This is a genomic window from Geothrix terrae (genome assembly GCF_022808775.1).
Lineage (GTDB): Bacteria > Acidobacteriota > Holophagae > Holophagales > Holophagaceae > Geothrix > Geothrix terrae.
Genome location: NZ_JAKZLA010000010.1, coordinates 29,381 through 45,667 on the forward strand (window position 1 = coordinate 29,381; position 16,287 = coordinate 45,667).

The 16,287-nt window shown below is 68.4% G+C and carries 15 protein-coding genes; 6 read left to right on the plus strand and 9 right to left on the minus strand.

Translation table 11 applies throughout. The annotated features are described in order from the left end of the window. The first annotated feature begins 14 nt into the window (after positions 1-14). A complete protein-coding gene (locus MLE42_RS15770; RefSeq protein WP_243288805.1) occupies positions 15-1,136 on the plus strand; it encodes an anhydro-N-acetylmuramic acid kinase in 1,122 nt (373 codons plus the stop codon). Then, on the plus strand, positions 1,133-3,124 hold the full coding sequence (locus tag MLE42_RS15775; protein WP_243288806.1) for a transglutaminase TgpA family protein: 1,992 nt from the start codon (positions 1,133-1,135) through the stop codon (positions 3,122-3,124). Before MLE42_RS15770 ends, MLE42_RS15775 begins: the two co-directional genes overlap by 4 nt. A gap of 99 nt (positions 3,125-3,223) precedes the next feature. Here the strand turns inward: MLE42_RS15775 and MLE42_RS15780 are convergent, their stop codons facing one another. Beyond that, positions 3,224-3,994, minus strand: a complete 771-nt coding sequence (locus tag MLE42_RS15780; RefSeq protein WP_243288807.1) for a slipin family protein — start codon at positions 3,992-3,994, stop codon at positions 3,224-3,226. A gap of 100 nt (positions 3,995-4,094) precedes the next feature. Here MLE42_RS15780 and MLE42_RS15785 point away from each other — a divergent pair, with 100 nt between their 5' ends. Further along, positions 4,095-4,694, plus strand: a complete 600-nt coding sequence (locus MLE42_RS15785; protein ID WP_243288808.1) for a hypothetical protein — start codon at positions 4,095-4,097, stop codon at positions 4,692-4,694. 1 nt (position 4,695) lies between these two features. Here the strand turns inward: MLE42_RS15785 and MLE42_RS15790 are convergent, their stop codons facing one another. Further along, positions 4,696-5,319, minus strand: a complete 624-nt coding sequence (locus MLE42_RS15790) for an MBL fold metallo-hydrolase (protein ID WP_243288809.1) — start codon at positions 5,317-5,319, stop codon at positions 4,696-4,698. Positions 5,320-5,373: 54 nt separating this feature from the next. Here MLE42_RS15790 and uvrC point away from each other — a divergent pair, with 54 nt between their 5' ends. Both uvrC and MLE42_RS15800 read left to right on the plus strand, forming a co-directional pair. Beyond that, on the plus strand, positions 5,374-7,200 hold the full coding sequence (gene uvrC / locus MLE42_RS15795) for an excinuclease ABC subunit UvrC (RefSeq protein WP_243288810.1): 1,827 nt from the start codon (positions 5,374-5,376) through the stop codon (positions 7,198-7,200). 17 nt (positions 7,201-7,217) lie between these two features. Continuing rightward, the gene (locus tag MLE42_RS15800) at positions 7,218-8,132 is read left to right on the plus strand and encodes a YaiO family outer membrane beta-barrel protein (RefSeq protein WP_243288811.1); all 915 of its coding nucleotides are present in this window, start codon (positions 7,218-7,220) and stop codon (positions 8,130-8,132) included. Between the two features lie 3 nt (positions 8,133-8,135). On the opposite strand, the gene MLE42_RS15805 is transcribed toward MLE42_RS15800, so the two are convergent. The 3 genes from MLE42_RS15805 to MLE42_RS15815 are packed head-to-tail and all read right to left on the minus strand — an operon-like array spanning position 8,136 to position 9,975. Then, on the minus strand, positions 8,136-8,639 hold the full coding sequence (locus MLE42_RS15805; RefSeq protein WP_243288812.1) for a tetratricopeptide repeat protein: 504 nt from the start codon (positions 8,637-8,639) through the stop codon (positions 8,136-8,138). 50 nt (positions 8,640-8,689) lie between these two features. Further along, complete coding sequence (locus MLE42_RS15810; protein WP_243288813.1) at positions 8,690-9,163, minus strand: hypothetical protein; 474 nt, start codon at positions 9,161-9,163, stop codon at positions 8,690-8,692. Beyond that, positions 9,160-9,975, minus strand: coding sequence for a segregation and condensation protein A (locus MLE42_RS15815; protein ID WP_243288814.1), 816 nt, complete (start codon positions 9,973-9,975; stop codon positions 9,160-9,162). The genes MLE42_RS15810 and MLE42_RS15815 overlap by 4 nt, the downstream gene beginning before the upstream one ends. Before the next feature lie 168 nt (positions 9,976-10,143). On the opposite strand from MLE42_RS15815, the gene lipA reads away from it, so the two are divergent. Next, a complete protein-coding gene (gene lipA, locus MLE42_RS15820; RefSeq protein ID WP_243288815.1) occupies positions 10,144-11,028 on the plus strand; it encodes a lipoyl synthase in 885 nt (294 codons plus the stop codon). A gap of 41 nt (positions 11,029-11,069) precedes the next feature. On the opposite strand, the gene MLE42_RS15825 is transcribed toward lipA, so the two are convergent. Genes MLE42_RS15825 through MLE42_RS15840 form a run of 4 tightly spaced genes read right to left on the minus strand, consistent with a single transcriptional unit; the run spans position 11,070 to position 15,689 of the window. Further along, positions 11,070-12,191, minus strand: a complete 1,122-nt coding sequence (locus MLE42_RS15825; RefSeq protein WP_243288816.1) for a response regulator — start codon at positions 12,189-12,191, stop codon at positions 11,070-11,072. A gap of 9 nt (positions 12,192-12,200) precedes the next feature. Further along, positions 12,201-13,733 carry a sensor histidine kinase gene (locus tag MLE42_RS15830; RefSeq protein WP_243288817.1) on the minus strand — a complete coding sequence of 511 codons (1,533 nt, stop codon included), beginning with the start codon at positions 13,731-13,733 and terminating at the stop codon, positions 12,201-12,203. A gap of 1 nt (position 13,734) precedes the next feature. After that, positions 13,735-14,913, minus strand: coding sequence for an NrfD/PsrC family molybdoenzyme membrane anchor subunit (gene nrfD / locus MLE42_RS15835; RefSeq protein ID WP_243288818.1), 1,179 nt, complete (start codon positions 14,911-14,913; stop codon positions 13,735-13,737). Next, complete coding sequence (locus MLE42_RS15840) at positions 14,910-15,689, minus strand: 4Fe-4S dicluster domain-containing protein (RefSeq protein WP_243288819.1); 780 nt, start codon at positions 15,687-15,689, stop codon at positions 14,910-14,912. Before MLE42_RS15840 ends, nrfD begins: the two co-directional genes overlap by 4 nt. Between the last annotated feature and the right edge of the window lie 598 nt (positions 15,690-16,287).

Genomic DNA, 16,287 nt, shown 5'->3' on the forward strand with positions numbered 1-16,287 from the left:
GCATGATCAGCACCATGCGTTCCCGCATCCCGCTCCCGGAGGACCGCCCCTGGCGCGTGCTGGGCCTCATGTCCGGCACCAGCGCCGACGGCGTGGATGTGGTGGCGGTGGAAGTGGACCCCGGGGGCTTCGAAGCCGGGCGGCCCTTCCTGGCGCTGCTGGGCCATCATCCGGCGCCCTATCCCGAGGCCATGAAGGAGGCGGTCCTCGCGGCCGCGTCGAACCGGCTGGCCCCCGCGGAACTTTGCATCCTCCAGCGGCGCCTGGGGGACCACCACGCCCGCGCCGCGGCGGAGCTCTGCGCGACCCTGGGCCTGGAGCCCGACCTGGCTTCGCTCCACGGCCAGACCGTCCAGCACCGGCCTGCGGAGGGCGCCACCCTCCAGCTGGCGGACCCCTACGTGCTGGTCGAGGCCCTGGGTTGCCCTGTGGTGTGGGACCTTCGCCGCCGCGACATGGCCCTGGGCGGCCAGGGCGCTCCGCTGGTGCCCCTGCCCGAGCGCTGGCTGCGGGGCCCGGAACCCTGGCTGGCCCTGAACCTGGGCGGCATCGCGAACCTGGCCTACTGGGACGGCCATCGGCTCCGCGCCTGGGACACGGGTCCGGGCATGTCACTCCTGGACCTCGCCGCCCGCCGCTGGCTCGGCCTGGCCTTCGACCCCGGAGGCGCCTCGGCCACCGGAGAGGCGCATCCCGACCTGCTGGAACGATGGCTGTCCCATCCGCACTTCCAAGGGGCGCCTCCCAAATCCACCGGTCGGGAAGTCTTCGGCGAGGCCTGGCTCGAGGCGGAGGCCGGAGGACTGGAGGGACTTCCTCTCGAGGATCGCCTGGCCACCCTCGCGGCGTTCAGCGCCGAGGCCGTGGCGCGGGAGGCGGCGCGTCTCAAACCCCTGGCGGCCGGTGCCCGCGGCCTGGTGAGCGGTGGCGGGGCCCTGCACGGTCGCCTGCGCGCGGAGCTGGCCTCCCGCCTGCCGCTGCCCCTCGAAGATGACGCGGCCTTCCCCCCGGGCGCCCGGGAGGCCGCGAGCTGGGCCCTGCTCGGCGCGGCCAGCGCCCTGGGCCTGCCCGGGAACCTGCCGGAGGTGACCGGCGCCGCGCGGCCCGTGGTGCTCGGAAGCTGGGTCTGGCCGTGAGGCTCGCCCGCTGGATCGACCACCTGCCTCTCTGGGTGGCCTTCGGCGCGGCCGTGTCCACGGACATCTACGAGCCCGGCGAACTGGCAGTCATGGCCCTTCCCCTGGTGGCGGCGGCCGTGGTGGAGGCCCTGCGCTGGGATCTGGGCCGGCACCACCGCTGGCTGGAGGCTGGCGCCCTGGTCTTCTTCCTGGCCGATCTCGCCCGGGGCCGGGGCATCTTCCCGGTGGCCATCCACACCCTGTTCGTGCTGGCGGGCATGAGGCTGGTCCTGCCCAGGGCCTTGCCGCAACGCCGCCAGCTGGTGCTCATGGGCTTCCTGCTCTTCCTCACCACGGCCGTCAGCACCACGGATCTGGTGTTCCTGGCCTGGGCCCTGCTTTGGCTTGGATCCGCCGCGGCGGCGCTGCTCCAGCAGAGCTGGGAAGGCTCCGCCAGCCTGCGCCGCGGTGTGCTTTCCCCGCCGCCCTATGCCCGCATCCCCGGCTGGATCGGCGCCACCCTGCTGATCGGCGCCACCTTCTTCCTCATCCTACCCCGCCTCCAGGCCGGGTTCCGCCCCGCGGCGTTCATGGGAACCGCGTCAGCCGCGGGCCGGGCGGGTTTCGGGGACCAGGTGGACCTGGCCGGCGGTGGCCCCATCGAACCCAATCCCGAGGTGGTCCTGCGCATCGCTCCGCCTTCGGGCACGGACCCGGCGACCGTGCCGGGATTGGATCTGTTGCGCGGCCTGGCGCTGGAGACGGTCCAGGGCCCGCGCTGGAGCGTCTGGGACCAGACACCCGCCGGTGGGAGGGGCCCGCAGGGTGGAGCCGGCGCCGGACGGGCGGAGTTCCTGTTCTATCCCAGCGCCCAGGGCATCCTCACCCTGCCCTACGGAACCACGGGTCTGGCTCCCGACATGCCCCTGCGCCGCGGCGGAGGGGGCAGCATCCGCTGGCGGTTCCCCCGGACCAGCCCCATGCCCCTGGAGGTGACCTGGATCCCTGGGGACGCCGGTCCGGCGGAGGCCGCGCTGTCCTCCCGGCGGCTTGAGCACCTGCTTGAGCTGGGGCCCGAACATGAGGCCGCCCGGCGCTGGAGCCTGCGCCTGGCGCCGGGCATCCTGCCCACACCGGAGCTGGCCCGGACCCTGGAGCGGTCCCTGCGCGGATTCCGCTATACGCTCGACAACCCCTCCGGCCGGGCCGCGAATCCTCTGGAGGATTTCCTGGACCGCACCCAGGCCGGCCACTGCGAGTACTTCGCCTCGGCCATGGCCCTGATGCTGCGGGCCCGGGGCGTGCCCGCCCGGGTGGTGAACGGCTTCCGCCTGGGCCCCTGGATTCCCGAGGGCGGCTACTTCCGCGTGAGCCAGGACCAGGCCCACAGCTGGGTGGAGTACTGGGATCAGGGCCGCTGGCAGGTGGCGGATCCCACACCGGCCGCCGCGGGCCTGGATCCCCGGGAAAGCCAGCCCAGCCTTGGCTTTCTCTCGCGCTGGCTCGACACGCTGCGCTACGAGTGGGACCGCCATGTGGTGCGCTTCTCGGACCAGGACCAGGTGGCAGGCCTCTCCTGGATCCAGGCGCGGATCCAGGGGTGGGAGTGGCGCTGGAAGGCGCCGTCCGCCCGCCTGTCCTGGGGCCTCGCCCTGGCGGCCGCCGCCTGGATCGCCTGGCGGACACGACGGTTCTGGCGGCCCACGCCAGCGGGCCCGGGGGCCGTCCGGGCCCTGCGCCCCCTGCTGGCCCGGACCCGGCGCGTGGCCGCCCCCCTGGCCGGCGAGACGGCTAGGGCGTGGCTGCTGCGGCTCGCCACCCTGCGGCCCGAGCGCGCCGGCACCCTGCTGGAGCTCGCGGGCCGGGTGGACGCCGAGGTCTACGGCGGCCGGAACGGCGCGGCCTCCGCCATGGCGAAGGCGGAGGCCGCAGCCTGGCGGGGCTGGAAGGCTAGTGTTCCTCCAGGGGGGACCGCCCGGTCGCACTCAACCTCGGGGAACCATTGACGCTGAGTCGGCGAGCGGCCTCTGCGCCCCCCCTGGAACCCCCGCATCGAACGCGGGCAGAGCCCGCGTTCGATGCCGTTCTCGTGGATGGTCAGGTCCTTACTTCGTGAACTTCTCGAAGGCCTTCATGAACTCCATGGGCAGCGGGAAGACGATGGTGCTGTTCTTCTCCGTGGCGATCTCCGCCAGGGTCTGCAGGTAGCGCATCTGGATAGCCGTGGGGTTCTCGCTGATCTTGTTGGCGGCCTCCAGCAGCTGCTGACTGGCCATCAGCTCGCCTTCCGCGGCGATGATCTTCGCCCGCTTCTCGCGCTCCGCCTCGGCCTGCTTGCCCATGGCCCGCTGGATCTGCTCGGGCAGGTCCACGCTCTTCAGTTCCACGCTGGTGACCTCGATGCCCCAGGGTTCGGTGGAGCGGTCGATGATCTCCCGCAGGCGCTGGCTCAGCTTCTCCCGGTCCGCCAGCAGTTCGTCCAGCGTGACCTCGCCCAGGATGCTGCGCAGCGTGGTCTGGGCCATCTGGCTGGTGGCGTAGTAGTAGTTCTCCACACCCACGATGGCCGCCTTGGGATCCAGCACCTTGAAGTAGACGACGGCGCTCACCTTCAGGCTCACGTTGTCACGGGTGATGATGTCCTGGCTGGGGACGTCCATCACGACGGTGCGCAGGCTCACGGTCACGGCTGTCTGGAAGGGCCGCCACACGAAGCAGAGGCCGGGCCCCTTGGGTTTGTCCTCCACCTTGCCGAGGGTGAAGACCACCAGCCGCTCGTACTCGTTCACCACCTTGAGGCAGGCGAAGAAGTAGATCAGCAGGACGAGCGCGATCGGGCCGAAACAGCCGAACGAGGTGGCGAACAGATCTGGCATCAGTGGCCTCCGGAGGGATGCCCATCATGCCACCAGAGAAAGCCGGGAAAGACAACCCGCTTCTCAGCTATCCTTTGGGCGGTTTCTTCCAGGAGGGCATATGAACGCGAAGATCCTGGCACTTCTGTTTGCGGCTGGAACCGGCCTGACAGCGCAGTCCACCACCCTGAACGGGGGCCTTCAGGCGGGCCTCGGCTTCCCCGTCGGCGACTTCGCCGACAAAAAGGAGGGGGGCTACTACCTCGGGGCCAACGAGGGCCTCGGTGTCCACTTCGGGGGGCACATCGACTTCAACTTCACCCAGCACCATCAGATGCGCCTGGTCCTCAACGCGAACGGGTTCGCGAGCAAGGAGCAGACGATCTTCGGGAGCACGCAGCAGAACCGGTTCGGCGTGGCCCAGTTCGGAGCGGACTACGTCTTCAACGCCACCTCGCCGTCCCTGGGAGGCTACTTCCTCGTGGGCCTGAACGTGAACAAGGTGAAGGCCACCTACGAGCTCGCGGGCTTCCCGGACGTGGAGGCGAACCAATCCGGCCGCATCGGCGTCCGCATCGGCGGGGGCTACACCTTCTCGCGCGTCTTCAGCCTCGAGGGCCATCTCAACAGCGTGTCGGTGGAGAAGAACGGCGCCGACGGCCTGGGCATGGACTCGATCAGCTGGCTCGCCGTGAGCGCCGTCTTCCGGTTCGGCCGATAGCTTATTTCCGAACGAAAGGATTGTTCTCCGCCTCCTCACCGAGGGTGGTGGCGGGCCCATGCCCCGGGATCACCAGCGTGGCGCCCTCCAGGACGTAGAGCTCGCGGCGGATGCTCTGCTCCAGGGCCTCCCAGCTCCCGCCCCAGAGGTCCGTGCGGCCTACCCCCCCGCGGAAGAGGGTGTCGCCGGCCAGCAGCACTTGGCCCATCTCAAAGGTGCCGTGGAAGCAGCAGGAACCCGGCGTGTGGCCCGGGGTGTGCAGGGTGGCGAGCTCCATGTGCCGGTCCCCGGCGTTCAGGCCCGTCATCTCGGGCTGGGGGATGGCCGGCATGCCGAACATCGCGGTCTGCTGGGCCAGGGCCTCGATGAGAAAGGTGTCGTCCCCGTGCAGGTGGGCGGGACACTGCCATAGGTCCTGCAGTTCCTTCGTGGCGCCCACGTGGTCGAAGTGGGCGTGGGTGTGCAGGAGGGCCGTCACCCGGAAACCCAGGGCCTCCACGCGCTTCCGGATCTTCGGCGCGTCGCCGCCCGGGTCCACCACCACGCCCCGGCTCGTGTCCGGATCCCACAGCAGGGAGCAGTTGCAGCCCAGCGGGCCCACGGGGAAGGTCTCGAGGTTCAGCATCCCTTCATTGTCCCCGATCCGCCAAGGACCGGCAGGCGGTCGCTACACTGGGTCGTGGCCGCCATCCGGAACAACCTCGACAAGTCCCCCGCCCTCCAGCGCAAGCTGTCGGACCTGCCCCTGCGCCCGGGTTGCTACCTCTACCGCGACCAGAAGGGGAACCTGCTCTACATCGGCAAGGCCAAGGTGCTGCGGAACCGGGTGAAGTCCTATTTCCAGAACAAGCACCTGGACGCCAAGACGCGCCGGCTCGTGGCCCGCATCTGGGACCTGGAGTTCATCGTCTGCGAGACGGAGCTCGAGGCCCTGGTGCTGGAGAACAACCTCATCAACGAGCATCTGCCGCCCTTCAACATCCTGCTGCGGGACGACAAGAGCTACCCCTACGTGAAGCTCACCTGGAAGGAGGCCTTCCCGAAGGTCTTCGTCACGCGCAAGGTGCGGAAGGACGGCGGCCTCTACTACGGCCCCTTCTTCCCCGCCAGCACGGCCTACCGCACGGCGGAGCTGGTGTACCGCTTCTTCCAGATCCGCGACTGCGACATCGACATCGACGGCAAGCGCGGCCGGGCCTGCCTGAAGTACCAGCTCCACCGCTGCACGGCCCCCTGCATCGCCGCCGTGAGCCAGGAGGCCTACCGGGAGCAGGCCAAGGAGGCGCGGCTCTTCCTGGAGGGCAAGCGCGACGAGCTGAAGGCGCGCCTGGAAGCCGCCATGTGGAAGGCCGCCGAGGCCGCGGCCTTCGAGCAGGCCGCCCAGCACCGCGACGCCCTCCAGCAGGTGGATGCCTGGTTCACGCGGCAGAAAGCCGCCAGCCCCAACCTGGAGGACCTGGACGTGTACGGCAGCGCCGTGCTGGACGGCCGGGCCTGCGTCCACCGCCTCATGCTGCGGGATGGCCGCATGATGGGGCGCCAAGAATACGTGCTGAATGAGGTCGAGGCCTTCGACGGCGCAGTGCTGGCCCAGGTGCTCCAGCGCGTCTACAGCGCTGATCCCGTGCCCGGCCGCATCCTGGCCGAGGTGGAGCCGGAGGACGTCGAGCTGCTGCGGGACTGGCTGGGCGGCATGCGCGGATCGCGGCCCCAGATCCAGGTGCCGAAGAAGGGCGAGAAGGTGGACCTGCTGGCCATGGCCCAGGAGAACGCGCGGCTGGCCCTGGAGCGCAAGTTCGAGCCGGCCCGCCTCAACGAGGCCGTGCTGGAGGGCCTGCAGGCCTTCCTGGGCCTCAGCCACCTGCCCCGGCGCATCGAGTGCTTCGACATCAGCCACGGCCAGGGCCGCGAGGTGGTGGCCAGCTGCGTGGTGTTCAGCGAGGGCGCGCCCGACAAGGCCCGCTACCGCCGCTTCAAGATGACGAACGAGCAGAACGATGACTTCGCCAACATGCACGAAGCCGTCACGCGCCGTTACAAGCGCATGCGGGACGAGGGGCAGGAATTCCCCGACCTGGTGCTGATCGATGGCGGCCTGGGACAGCTCCATGCGGCCGAGGCCGCCCTGAGGGACCTGGGCATTGATCAGCTGGAGCTGGGCAGCTTGGCCAAGAAGGAGGAACTGGTCTTCCGGCCAGGCTCCAGCGAGCCCCTGCGCATCCCCAAGACATCCCCCGTGCTGCAGCTGCTCCAGCGCATCCGCGACGAGGCCCACCGCTTCGCCATCACCTACCACCGGGCCCTGCGGGCCAAGCGCACGCTCCAGACCGAGCTCACGCAGATCCCCGGCATCGGCCCCGCCACGGCGAAGAAACTGCTCCAGACCTTCGGCAGCGCCGCCCGGGTGCGGGAGGCCAGCGAGGCCGACCTGGCGCAGGCGGTGGGCCCGGCCGCCACAGGGCGCATCGAGGCATGGAAGCGCGCCCGTCCGGGCGATAGCATCTGAGCTCGTCCGGAGCCCCGATGATGAAGCACCTCGCCCTTCTCCCGCTGATCTGCCTGGGGTTGTCCGCTCAGGAGGATCCGTTCGACCTCGACCTTCCCCAACTCGCCACCCTCACGCGCGTGGCCATCGGGGGGTACGATCAGGCGTTCTCCGATGGCTACGGCCGGTGGAAGGGCTGGACGCTCGAAGGCACCATCTACCCCACCCGCGGCGGGCCCTGGCAGCTTGCAGCCGTGGGGTTCGACCGGCCCGAGGGCAAGGGGACGCTCTTCTCCGTGGGCAAGTACCTGCTCATCGGCAAGGCCTCTTCGATCTACCTGGGCGTCAGCGGCGGCACCAACACGGACATCCTGCCGAGAGGCCGGGTGGATGTGGGTCTCCACCTGGACGTCACCCACGGATGGAAGGTGGATCTCGCAGGCGCGCTCAGCCGCTTCGACGGGGACCAGGAGGTCCGGCTGTTCCAGGCGGGCCCCGGCTATCAGGACCGGTCCTGGAGCGCCTCCGTCTGGTACCAGCGGCTCCAGTACGAACCCTACGGGGATTCCGATGACGGCTGCATCATGAACCTCAGGTTCGGCGGAAACGATCTCGCCGTGTGGCACAACCTGCGGCTGGCCTGGGGGCGGGGCATCATCGAAAGCACCGCCTCCGGGGGCGGTCTCGCCTCCACGACCACGGCCATGACCACGGGCGGCAGCGGATACGGAGGCCGGTTCGGATATGGCGGCGCCGGCTCGTCCATGATGGGCGGCACGACGGGCGTCACGACCTCCCTTCTTGGCGCCCGTCCCCAGGAGCGCCTCGCCAGCCTCTCGGGGCACTGGCCGCTGAACCCATCTCTGGCCCTGAAGGCGGAAGCCACCTGGGGCGAGAAAGCCTCGACCTACCACTTCTGGGGCGGCAGCCTGCAGGTGGTGGTCACCTTCTGAGGCCTACTTCGCGGCCCCCATCTGGAGCCTGGAGAGATCCTCGCGGGCCGCGTCGCTGCCTTTCTCCGCCGCCTGGCGGTACCAATGGAGGCCCTTCTCACGGTCCTGCGGAACGTTGAGACCGTAGTAGTACATCACGCCGAGCATCCGCATGGCGTGGACATCCCCGGCCTGGGCCTGATCCAGGTAGGCCCGGATCGCGTCCGGCGCTCCCGCCTCCGGGGCCCTGCCCTGGGGCTTGGGCACTCCGAGCTCCGGTCCCCGCGAGGACAGCAGGAGCGCGGCTCCCCCCAGCGCGAGAATGCCGCCGAAGCCCAGGAGCAGTTTCCAGGTCCGCGGCCGTGAAGCACCTTCGGGGGCGCCCGGCGTTTGCGTCTGACCGGAGGTCCCGGTCTGGATGGAGATCTTCTGCGTTCGCTGGACCGGATCGGACGTCACAGGCAGGACCAGCTTGTGGGTCTGGTCCGGGGCGCCTTCCTGGCCTGGCCGCGTCTCGTGTTCACTCATGGGGCCCCCCTGGATCTCGACTGGCGACACTCAGGATAATGCCAGGCGGCTCACATGCCCCCCCCGGGACCCGGTTCCAGGGGTTTCGCCCAGTGGCGGAGCCGGGGGGCGAAGGCCAGGAACAGGAGCGGGGACAGCACGATGAAGCCGAACACGTGCCGCGGAGCGTAGGCCCCCACGAGCAGCCAGTACACCAGTCCGTAGAGGCTGCTCAGCTCGAACAGCGCCGCGTAGAGCAGGGTCTCGCGGAGGATCACCCCGGCCTGCTGCGGGACGGGGACCCCGGGAAAGGCCTTCAGCACGGCTCCGCGCCGCCAGAGCACCCAGGCGGCGGAGAATAAGACCAAGCCGGTAAAGAGATGGCCCACTTGGAGATAAGTTCCCTCCGGCGGATGGCTTCCGGGGGGTAAGAGGCCGGACAGGATCAGGGCCCCGACGAGGATGGGCGTGCCCAGGCAGAGGGCCAGCCCGACGAGGCTGGCTTGGCGGCAAGCCGCCCGGAGGTGCTCGGGCGCCTCGGTCACGCGGCCTCGGAGGCCTTGACGCGGATCTCCCCGAACGCCTCACCCTGGACCAGGGAGATGCGGCCGGTCCGCACCAGCTCCAGCAGGGCCAGGAAGGTCAGCACCAGCTCCTCCCGGGTCCGCGCCGGGCCCAGCAGGCCCTGGAAGGGCTTCCACAGCCCATCCTGGAGGTCACGGAGCACCTCCATCACCCGCTGCTCCAGCGTCTTGGGCTGGGTCCGCACCTCCACCGGCGGCGGCGGAAGAAGTCGCTTGAGGGCTTCGCGGTAGGCGCCGAGCAGGTCGAACAGCGTGGCCCGGATGGGTTCGTCCTCCACGCGCTTGTGGTCTTCCAGGTCCAGGCCCGGAGCGAAGGCCACCTTCTGCCAGACGGACTCGCGATCCGACAGGACCAGGGCGGCGGCCTTCACCTGCTGGTAGTCCAGCAGGCGCTGCACCAGCGCCTCGCGGGGATCCTCTTCGCCCGATTCCTGGGGCGGACGGGGCAGCATGAGCCGCGACTTGATCTGCAGCAGCTGGGCCGCCATGGCCACGAACTCCGCCGCGATCTCCAGATTCAGCTCCTCCATGAGCTTGAGGTATTCCATGTACTGCCGCGTGACCTCCGCCATGGGCAGATTCAGGATGTCCAGTTTCTGCTCGTGGATGAGGTGCAGAAGCAGGTCCAGGGGCCCTTCGAAGGCCGACAGATGGAGCGCCAGCCCGCGGAATTTCGTCTCGAAGCCCTTGGGTGGCTCGAACGTCTTCGAGGCCTCCGGCGCGGGCGCACCTTCAGCCACGGATTCGGGAATTTCCTGGGGGGTGTCGGACATGGGTTCATTCTAGCCGAATCCCGTGTTTTCCCGGCCCTTGGCAAGGCAATCTCCAGCTGCGGATGAACACAGATAAACGCAGATATAAAAGGAAGATGGCTGGTTCCATTTGAATCCATCCGTGTTCATCTGTGTCCATCCATGGCCATTCGTCCACAATGGAAGGCCATGGCTCGCCCTCCCGTCCTCCCCGGTCCCCGTCCCGATTGGCTGAAGATCCGCGTGCCAGCGCCGGAGGTGGTGGCGGAGGTCGAGGGGCTCATCCGCGAACAGCGGCTGGTGACGGTCTGCGAGGAGGCCCGCTGCCCCAACCTGCACGAGTGCTGGGGCGTCCACCGCACGGCCACCTTCATGCTCATGGGCGACATCTGCACCCGGCACTGCGGCTTCTGCAACGTGGGCAAGGGCCGCCCGGGCGAGCTGGACCCGGGGGAACCCCAGCGCGTGGCCGAAGCCGTCGCCCGCCTGGGCCTGAAGTTCGCGGTGGTCACCTCCGTGAACCGCGACGACCTTCCGGACGGGGGGTCCGCACACTTCGCCGCCACCATCCAGTGGATCCGCACCCTGTCGCCCCACTGCGGAGTGGAGGTGCTCATCCCCGACTTCCGCGGCCGCGAGGCGGATCTGCTTGCGGTGCTGGAGGCCCGGCCCGATGTGCTGAACCACAACGTCGAGACGGTGCCCCACCTCTACCGGCGGGTGCGGCCGGACGCAGACTACGCCCAGAGCCTCACGGTGCTCCGCCGGACGGCGGAGTGGCGCGATGTCCACGCCCCGGCCATGCGGGTGAAGAGCGGCATCATGGTGGGCCTGGGCGAAACGCCCGACCAGGTGCTCGAGCTGATGGCCGACTGGCGGAAGAGCCGCGTGGACATCGCCACCATCGGCCAGTACCTCCCGCCCTCGGAGCTGCACCTGCCCCTGGACCGCTTCGTGGAACCGGCCGAGTTCGACCTGTACCGCCAGAAGGGCCTGGAGATGGGCTTCCAGCGGGTGGAGTCCGCCCCACTCGTGCGGTCCAGCTACCACGCGAAGGAGAGCTTCGAGGGCTAAGCCCCCGAAGCTCTCCCGCTCTCCCGACAGACGGCCGAGGCTCAGACCCGGGCGTGTTCGCTCTGCCCCAGGAACTGCTTCTCGAAGGTGGACCAGTCCAGGGTGCCGGCGGCCAGGGGTTCCTCGGCCGTGCGGAAGCGGGTGATCTCATCCTGGTACCAGTCGATGACGGGCTGGCCGATCTTGAGGGCCGGCAGCTCGCCCGCCAGGTCGCTGGGCGTCATCAGGCAGACCCAGCCGCGATCGTAGGGACTGTGCATGAGGTCGGAGGGCGTGGAGAGGAGACCCTCATTGTGGTGCTCGACGCTACCGCTGAGCGGCGCGATCACGTGGACTTCGCCGGAGGCACCCTTCAAGGTGAACAGGATGTCGCCCTGCCGAACCTTCTTCCCCCGTTCCGGGAGCACCACGCCCTTCACCGAGCCGAGGGCCTTCCGCACGAAGTCGTCGATGCCCACGCGGATCTGACCCTCGGGCTCGATGCGCACCCAGGCGTGGCCTGTGGACAGGAACGCGCCGCCGGGAACGCAGAACTCGCTGGCGGACAGGACCTCGGCCATCTCCGGGGCCACCACGCGCACATTCGGGCGCCGCTGGGCCTCGATGCGGGCCTCGCGCTTGATGAGGATCTTCTTCGCGAACTCGGCCAGCTCATCGGCGGTGAAGGGCTTCTGGACGTATTCACAAGCCCCGAACTGGAGGGTCTGCACCGCGGTGTCGATGCTGCCATAGCCGGTGATCACCACCACATCCAGGTCCGGCCGGAGATGCTTGGCCGCCTTCACCACATCCACGCCATCCATATCCGGCATCTTGAGGTCCGTGAAGAGGAAGTCGTAGTCGTGACGCTGGATCAGGCCCAGAGCCTCGGGACCGTGCTCGACGGTGTCCACGCTGAAGCCTTCGAGCACCAGGATCCGCCGGAAGGAGTCCAGCACCACCGCCTCGTCATCCACCGCCAGGATCCTGGCCTTGGGGTTGGGGACCTCCACGCGCTTCAGGCTCTTGGCCTCGTAGGTGAAGTCGAGGTGGATGGCGGTGTTCAGCACGGCTTCCCGAGCCTGACGCTCACGCTTCTCCCGCATGCGGCGGAGGCTCGTGCGCACCAGGAAGTCGATGCCCACGAAGGCGACGAACATGAAAAGGATCAGCAGGGCGGTCATGGGAACCTCCTAGGTGGTGGTGGGAATGGGGAGTGGTCCGGTGCCCTCGCCGGGGCCGGCGGACGCGGGGATGCGGAGGGTGAAGCAGGTGCCCTGGCCGGGATCGCTGTGGACCTCCAGGGCTCCGCCGTGGGCTTCCACGATGCCCCAGCTCACCGCGAGGCCCAGGCCCGTGCCGTGGCTCCCCTTGGTCGTGTAGAACGGTTCGAAGATGCGCGGCAGGTCTTCCGCCGGGATGCCACGACCGTTGTCCTGGACGAGCATTTCCACCGAGCCATCTGTGCCGGCCCGCGTGGTGAGCTTGATGGTGCCACCCTCGCCGTTGATGGCATCCCCGGCGTTCAGCAACAGATTCACCGCCACCTGCTGGATCTGATTCGCGTCCGCGTGGACCACGGGAAGCTGCGGAGCCAGGTCCAGCGACAGGTCCACCTGGTTCAGGGACAGCTGGGTCATCACCACGGACACGGCCCGCCGCACCACCTCATTCAGGTCCATGGGCTTGCGGGCAGGCGGCGTGGGTCGGGCGAAGTCGAGCAAACCGCGGATGATCCCGCGGCACCGGACGGTCTCACGCACGATCACATCCAGGTCATCGCAGGAATCCTTGTCGCCATCCAGCCGCTTGCGCAGCAGGGATGCGTAGCTCAGCACCCCCGTCAGCGGATTGTTGATCTCGTGGGCCACGCCAGCGGCCAGCCGTCCCACGGAGGCCAGCTTGTCCGCCTGGGCCAGCTGCCGCTGGGTCTCGGCCAGCCGCTGGGACATGGTGTTGAAGGCGCCGGCCAGTTCCCCCAGCTCGTGGTTGCCGCTCACGGGGATGGTGGTGCCGAGGTCCCCCTCGCCCACCCGGCGGGTGCCCGCCACGAGGGCCGCCACGGGCTTGACCACCAGGCTCCGGTTGAGGAACCAGAGGATCAGTCCGCCCGCCAGGATGGCCACGGTGGCGGAGACCACCATCAGCGTCCGGCTGTGGCTGATCTCGCGGTCCACCTCGGCCAGGGAGACGTTCACATCAAGGACCCCCAGCAGGCTCTGCTTCTCGCTGTGGGCATGGCAGGCCGCCGTCGAGCAGGACGGTTCATTGGGGATGGGGTTGATGAGCCCCAGGATGCGGGTCCCATCCTGAGCGCGAAAGGTGCGGGCCCGGGCCTGGATGCCGAGGCGCTCCAGGGGGCGTCCCTCGGCGTGGCAGGCGTAGCAGGCCTCGCCGCGGATATCCAGGCTGGTGCCGATCTCCTCCTCCGCCGAGGAGAACATGATGCGACCCTCCTTGTTGAACACCCGCACCTTCCGGATGCCCTCCCCACGCAGGTCGCCCACCGCCCGGATCTGGCGGTGCAGGTTCTCTCGCCGATTCTCCAGCATGTCGAAGTGGGTGGCGCTCTTGATGGTCTCGCTGAGCTGGTCGGCGCTGCGGGTGCGTTCGGCGAGGAGCTGGGCCGTGTGGGATCGGAGGACGGCGAAGGCCATGCCTCCGATCACCACCGCGGTCGCGAAGCCGGCGCCCAGGACGAGCCGCGTGCCGATTCGGGTTCGCATGCTAGCTCCTCCTGGAGAGCTCCTTGGCGCCAGCGACCGGACCCTCGGGGAAGACTGAGAAGGTGCGGACGGCGAAGGCGAAGACCGCCATGCCGATGGCTACGAGGCCGAGGGAGACGGTGATCTCCATGGCCGAGGGGAGGTAGCGGGTGCCGGAAGCCGCCTCCATGCCCGTGATGCTCACGTTGAGGCGGTTCATGACGAACCCGAGCACCGCGAGGAAGGCGCCGGCCACCAGCCAATCGGGATTCGTGCGCAGCTTCCGGAAGGACATCAGCACCACAGGCAGCACCACGCCCAGCGCGAACTCGACGAGGAACATGCGTCCTTCATAGCTGAGATCGAAGATCGTCCCGAACGCATGGTTGCGGGCGATCCCCTGCAGCCGCATGAGGCCGTAGATGCCGAGCGCCACCACCATGCCCCGGGCCAGGGGCTCCAGGAGATCCATCTCCAGGTGGCGGTGGAAGGCCCGCTTGCTGAGGTAGGATTCCAGGACGATCATGCCGATGCCCGCCCCGATGGCCGAAATGTAGAAGTGCAGCGGCAGCATCGGTGAATACCAGAGCGGGTGCAGCTTGCTGGGGACGATGAGGTAGAGGGAGCCCAGCGAGGATTGGTGGAGGGTCGAGAGGATCACGCCGAGGATGACCAGGGGTGTGATGAGCTGGTGGATGAACTTCGCCGGCGTGTGGAAGCCGAAGTACTCGAAGACCACCGGGGAGAACTCCACCGCCAGCACCGTGGTGTAGAGCATCACGCACCAGGCCACCTCGAACATGACCGAGTGCGTGTTCCAGTAGACGATGGCATGCCAGATGCGCCAAGGCTGGCCCAAGTCCAGCAGCAGCGCCACGATCACGAACGCATAGCCCAGGAAGCCCGTGAGGATGGTGGGGCGGACGATGGGCTCGTAGCGGCGCAGGTTGAAGAGATGGACCACCGCCGTGAGGGTGAATGCGCCGGCGGCCAGGCCCACGCCGCAGAGGAGGTCGAAGCCGATCCAGAGACCCCAGGGGAACTGGTCGCTCAGATTGGTGACGGCGCCCAACCCTTTGGTATAGCGGATCACGGACACGGCGCAGAACGCGAGGAAGAGGATCACGAATACCGCGGTCCAGAAGCCGGGCCGGAAGCGGCGTCCGGCCAGCGTGGCGGGCGTGGTGAGCGTGGTGTTCATGACCGGTCCTCCCGTCCGTGGCCTTGCCCGTCGCGGCCGTTCCCGTTTCCATTGGCCGTGGCCTTCGCCACCTCCTCCCGCCGGGCGGTGATCCAGTGCACCCCGTAGAGGAAGACGGCCCATACCGCGACGAAGTCCGGGATGTTGGACAGCACCTGCCAGGTCTTCATGGCCGGAGGCTCTCCGGGCAGGTTGGACTTCAGCCCCAGCTTGTCGAAGGGCACGTTGGAGATCATCAGGACCGACGTGCCGCCGGCCTCCGTGAGCCCGTAGATGTGGTCGACGTAGGCGCCGGGCTTCTGGCGGATGCGCGTCCGGGCCTCCCAGATCAAATCCTCCTTCTTCCCGAAGATGGTGGCCTCCGCCGGACAGGCCTCCGCACAGGCGGTGGGTTTGCCCTCCTTGAGGCGGCCCGCGCACATGATGCACTTGCCGACCACGGGCACGGGCCGATCCCACTGGTACTTCGGGATCTCGAAGGGGCAGGCCATCATGCAGTAACGGCAGCCCATGCAGCGCTCGGCATCGTAGACCACGGGGCCTTCCGGCGTCTTCTTCAGGGCGCCCACGGGGCAGACGGAGGCGCAGGTGGGCACTTCGCAGTGCATGCACAGGCGCCGCACGTTGAGGCCCTCCCGCTCCTGGACCGTGGTCCAGGTGTAGGCCGTCAACACCTCCTCTACCTTCCCCGGTAGCTTGTTCTGCTCCTTGCAGGCGGAGCTGCAGGCGCCGCATCCGATGCAGCGCGTCGCGTCAAAGAGAAGGCCCATGCCCATGGGTTCTCCTGCTTTTTCAAGGTGCCCGGGAGACATTCCCGGGGATTCGGAAGAAGCATCCATTCGGCCGGAAACATAGTCAACCCCTTGGTAGCAATTAAAAATGACGATGTTGTCTCATATAAGAAAAAAGCCTCGACTTTGCGAGGCAGTTCCCAGGAACGGCGCGGGTTATGCCCTCCGGATGTTCCCGCCAGCCCACCCCATCGGGACAGATTTTCCCTTTCCGGCCCTCAGCCCCCCTTCGGGTGGGGTTTTGTCACATCGCAACGTATTCTTGGGACGTCAAAGTCCCCTTTATTTCACCTTGAAACGAGAGACGCCCCGCAATCGCGGGGCGTCTCTCGGACAGCGGACAGCTGATGGCTGACGGCTCTTATTACAATGTCTTCCATGTCGCGACCATGTGGGTCGCGAAGCAGGCTCCAGTGGAGCCTGCGAAGCGGGGCCCCACAGGGAGCGAATCACCATCGTCGGAGAAGCCCTCCAAGCTCTCATCTCTCCCTGCATCACCAAAAAGGCCCCGCAACCGCGGGGCCTTTCCACGAACCGCAAGTCGCGGCTGATCAATACATGTCTTCCATGCCGCCCATGCCGG